At 59.0% G+C, this 5,581-nt stretch carries 1 protein-coding gene; it reads left to right on the forward strand.

The window, feature by feature from the left end:
- Positions 1 to 5,581: non-ribosomal peptide synthetase (locus BP95_RS30575; RefSeq protein WP_036667193.1), on the forward strand; the 5,581-nt coding region annotated here is incomplete at both ends.

Consider the following 5,581-nt stretch of genomic DNA (forward strand, 5'->3'; position numbering starts at 1 on the left):
TCGTGTCCACCCCGAACGTGGCGGTAGACAAGCTGGAACTACTGACGGCCGAAGAGCGGGAAGAGCTGCTGGTGACATTCAACGATACGGCGATGGAGCTGCCTGCGGAAGCGACGGTGCATGGGCTGTTCGACCAGCAGGCTGCACGAACGCCGGAGCAGCCGGCACTCGTAAGCGGAGAGGCGGTATGGACGTACGGCGAGCTGGAGGCGCGAGCCAACCGCATCGCTGGCTGGCTGCGTGCGCATGGGGTGAGAAGCGAAGACCGCGTCGGCGTGCTGCTCAGTCGTTCACCGCAACTGATCGCCGGTCTGCTGGGCGTCCTGAAAGCCGGCGCAGCCTATGTGCCGCTGGATCCAGCACTGCCAGCAGCGCGCATCGAGGGAATGATCCAGGATGCCGGTATCCGTATCCTGCTGAGCGAAGGCACGCAGACAGAAACGGTGGCAGGCTGGGAAGAAACGCCGCTGCAGCATGTCCTGTGCTTGGATGAGGAACGCTCTGCCGTTACAGAAATAGCCGCTACGGATGCCGAAGGGCAGAAGAACTGTTCCGCCATGGTGAGGTTCGCCTCCGCGGAAGAATTGGAAACCTATTCACCGGCATCCACGGGATCAACGGATGTACAGTCGGATGTACCGACAACGCCGATGAACAGCGCGTACGTGATCTACACGTCCGGCACCACCGGCAAGCCAAAAGGCGTGGTGGTGGAGCACCGGAACGTCGTGAACTTTATCGCGGGGATGGTGCGCTCGCTGCCGTTTGCACCGTCTGCGTCGATCCTCTCAGTCACCACGGTGTCCTTCGACATCTTCGTGACCGAGAGCTGGGTCCCTCTCAGCTGCGGGATGCAGATCGTTCTCGCCGGCGAAGCGGAGCTTCAGGACCCTGCGCTGCTGGGCGATGTGCTGGCGGAGCATCCGGTACAGCTGATGCAAACGACGCCTTCGAGGCTGTCGATGATGCTGGAGCAGGAGCACAGCGCAGCGCAGCTGCGCCGTATACCAGCTCTGTTGATCGGCGGCGAGCCGCTGCCCGCGGCGCTGCTGAAGCAGCTTCGGGCGCAAACGAATGCGTCGCTGTACAATATGTACGGCCCGACGGAAACGACGGTGTGGTCTACGTTTGAACATCTGGAGGATAGCGAAGGGGAAAAAGTCAGCATCGGCCGTCCGCTGGCGAACACGCAGGCGTACGTGTTGAACGAAGCGCTGCAGCTGCAGCCGATCGGAGCCGTAGGCGAACTGTGCCTCGGAGGCGCCGGGGTTGCCCGCGGATACTGGGCGCGCGAAGATCTGACCAAGGAGAAGTTTGTCGATCATCCGTACCTCCCTGGGGAGCGAATATACCGGACTGGCGATTTGGCCCGATGGCTGCCAGATGGGAGATTGGAGCATCTAGGACGGATCGACCATCAGGTGAAGATCCGCGGTTACCGGATCGAACCGGGAGAGATCGAAGCGCATTTGCTGCGAATCGATGGCGTCAAGGAAGCGGTCGTGACCGTTGTCGCCGGGGAGACGCAGGAACTGTGCGCCTATGTGACGGGCAGCAGTGAGTTAACGGCGCAGGCGATGCGAAGCAAGCTGGCGGCAGGTCTTCCGTCTTATATGATCCCATCGCACTTCATTCGCTTGGAGAAGATGCCGCTCACGCCAAACGGGAAACTAGACCGCAAGGCGCTGCCGGCGCCTGAAGGGGCACTGCAGACGGGAACGGAGTATGCAGCGCCGCGCACAGCGACGGAAGCGAAGCTGGCACAGCTATGGCAAGAGGTGCTGGGACTAGAGCGCGTCGGCATCCGCGATAACTTCTTTGACATCGGGGGCCATTCGCTCCGGGCGATGACGCTCGTATCGCGCATTCATCAGACACTGGAGGCGGAGGTGCCGCTGCGGCAATTGTTCCTCTCGCCAACGATTGAGAGCTTGGCGGCTGCTCTGGAGGCGGCGGAGGGACGCGCATTTGAAGCGCTCGTGCCTGCCCCGGCGCAGGCAGCGTATCCGCTGTCGTCCGCGCAAAAACGGCTGTATGTGCTGCAGCAGTTGGAGGGCGCCGAGCTGAGCTACAACATGCCCGCTGCGCTGCGCCTAACGGGGAAGCTGGATCGCGAGCGGCTCGAAGCCGCCCTCCATGCACTCATCGCCCGTCATGAATCGCTGCGCACGGCGTTTGTGGCGGTAGACGGAGAGCCGATACAGCGCATCATAGAGGATCCCGGCTTCACTGTCACGTACGAGGAGTCGAGAGGAACCGAGGCGCAGGCGTACATTCGCCGCTTCCTCCGTCCGTTTGACCTTGACGTTGCGCCGCTGCTGCGGACGACGGTGGTGCGATTGGACGAAACGGATCACGTGCTGCTGTTCGATATGCACCATATCGTGTCCGATGGCACCTCGATAAGCATTTTGGTACAGGAATTGACAAAGCTGTATGCGGGAGAAGAACTAGAACCGCTGCGTTTGCAGTACAAAGATTATGCCTTCTGGCAGCAAGGGTACCGGCAAAGTGCGGCCTACCGGAAGATGGAAAGCTACTGGCTAAGCCAGTTTGCAGGCGAGTTGCCGGTGCTGAGCCTGCCGACGGATGCTTCGCGACCGGCGGTGCGTAGCTTCGAGGGGGATCGGGTAGACTTCGAGCTGGACAACGTGCTGGCTGAAGCGGTCAGAGAGCTATCCCGGGAAAGCGGTGCGACCGTATACATGGTGCTGCTGGCCGCGTACAGCGCCCTGCTCGGGCGGTTAAGCGGTCAAGAAGAAGTGATCATCGGTACGTCGATTGCCGGACGTTCCCATGCGGATCTGCAAGGGATGATGGGCATGTTCGTCAACACGCTCGCGCTGCGGATGAACCCGTCCGGAGAAAAGCCGTTCTCGACCTACTTGGAGGAAGTGAAGCAGACGGCGCTAGGCGCATTGGAGCATGGGGACTACCCGTTCGAGGAGCTGGTGGAGCAGGTTGTGAAGCAGCGGGATATGAGCCGCAATCCGTTGTTCGATGCCATGCTGGTGCTGCAAAACACCGAGCAGGCCGATTTGGAGCTGGCGGGTCTGCAATGGACGCCGTATCCGATCGAGAGCGGAACAGCGAAGTTCGACTTGACGCTGTCGGTCAGCGAGCACGAGCGGGGGATGCGATGCTCCCTGGAATATGCGTCCAAACTGTTCGAACGGACGACGATCGAGCGCTGGGCGGGTCACTTCACCGAACTGCTGCGTCAAGCGGTTCGTCATCCGCAAGCGATGCTGGGAAGCATCGAGGTGCTGACGGCTAACGAGCGGGATGAGCTGCTGGTAACATTCAACGATACGGCAGTAGGGCTGCCGGCAGAAGCAACATCGCATAAGCTGTTCGAAAAACAAGCGGCAAAAACACCGGATACGGTGGCTGTGGTATTTGGAAATCATCATCTGACGTACTCCGAGCTGAATGAGCGGGCCAACCGGCTGGCGCGAACGCTTCGGGCCGCGGGTGTGGAAGCCGACCGGTTGGTCGGAATTATGGCGGAGCCATCGCTGGAGATGGTCATAGGCATTTTGGCTGTTTTGAAGGCTGGAGGCGCTTATGTGCCGATCGATCCAGCGTATCCGGCCGAGCGCATCCGCTATATGCTGGAGGATTCAGGCGCATCTCCGCTGCTTCTGCAGACACACCTCCAGGATTACGCGAGCCTATTTGCAAAAGCGCTGATTAGGCTGGACGATCCTGCCGTTTACCTTGAAGACGGCACGAACCTGGAGAATGTCTTCAGTTCAAGCGATTTGGCCTACGTCATCTATACGTCCGGCTCGACAGGCAAGCCCAAAGGGGTTATGGTGGAGCACCGGAATGCCGTTAACGTCATTTCGTGGTTTATTTCCCGCTATGAGCTAAGCGATAACGTAATGTTAACAACTTCATTTACATTTGATCCAAGCGTCGAACAATTATTTGGCAGCCTGTTGGCCGGAAAAACATTGCACGTAATCCAGAAAGAGACGCTGCTGAATCCGCCTAAGCTGCTGGATTACATCCACGAGAACAGGATCAATACGATCAATTTCACGCCGTCTTACATTCGGGAACTGCTCGTGGGTCAAACCAAACTACCGGGACTGCAACATGTCATCGCCGGAGGGGAAAAGCTGGACGAACGGCTAAAAGAGGAAGTTTTGCAGCTTGGCTATAGCCTGTACAATCACTACGGACCTACGGAAACGACAATCGAGGTCCTCACAGGATCATGTTATTCAAATGTAAAAGTGGCTGTAGGCAAGCCGATTCATAATACGGCGGTCTATATATTAGACGCGCGCGGCGGATTGCAGCCGATCGGCGTCGCCGGGGAGCTGTACATCTCGGGCGTCGGAGTGGCAAGAGGCTACTTGAACCGTCCGGAGCTGACAGCGGAAAGGTTCGTCGAAAATCCGTTCGAGCCGGGCCGTCGGATGTACCGAACAGGCGATTTGGCCCGCTGGCTGCCTGATGGCACTGTGGATTATTTGGGCCGGATCGACGATCAGGTGAAAATCCGCGGTTACCGTATTGAGCTTGGAGAAATTGAAGCGCAGCTCCTGAGGATAGCTGCTGTGGAAGAGGCGGTCGTGGTCGCACGCGAGGATGCTGCTGGGCAAAAGCAGTTGTGCGCGTACATTGTGGCGGAGCGCGTGCTGACGGTCGGAGAGCTGAGGAAGGAGCTTGCCCGCGAACTGCCGGAATACATGATTCCAGTGTACTTTATGCAGCTCGACCGAATGCCGCTGACCTCCAGCGGCAAAGTGGAACACAAAGCGCTGCCAGCGCCAGAAGCAGGCATGAGTGCGGGGACGGAATACGTCGCCCCGCGCACGGGCGAGGAAAAAGCGCTCGTGTCCGTCTGGCAGTCGGTGCTGGGCGTAGAGAAGATTGGCATAATAGATCATTTCTTCGAGCTTGGCGGCGATTCGATCAAAGCGATTCAAGTCGCTTCACGGCTATTGCAAGCCGGGTATAAGGTCGAGATGAAAGATCTGTTCCGCTATCCGGTCGTCTCCGAGCTTAGCTCTCAGATGACGGCGGTCACTCGCCGCGCGGAACAAGGAGAGGTGCACGGTCCAGTCCTGCTGACGCCGATCCAGCGCTGGTTTGTGCAGCATGATCCCGTGGATATGCATCATTTCAACCACGCGGTCATGCTGCACCGGGAAGACGGATTCGACATCGATGCGCTGTGCCTGACGATGCAGCGCATCGCTAGGCATCACGACGCGCTGCGGATGATTGTCACGCAGACGGAAGACGGCTACGCTGCTTGGAACCGCAGCGTGGAAGACGGCGAAGGCTACAGTCTGGACGTATATGACTTCCGTGGCGAAGAGGATTGGAGCCAGCAGGTCGAGACGGAGGCCGACAAGCTGCAGGCCAGCTTCTCGCTGGGCGCCGGTCCGCTCCTGAAACTGGGCTTGTTCCAGTGCCCGGACGGGGATCATTTGCTGATCGCGATTCATCATTGGGTCGTCGACGGAGTCTCCTGGCGCATCCTTTTTGAGGATATCGCGTCAGCTTACGAACAAGCGGCGCAAGGACAGGACATTCGGCTGCCGCTGAAAACGGACTCGTT

The organism is Paenibacillus sp. UNC217MF (assembly GCF_000686865.1).
Lineage (GTDB): Bacteria > Bacillota > Bacilli > Paenibacillales > Paenibacillaceae > Paenibacillus_B > Paenibacillus_B suaedae.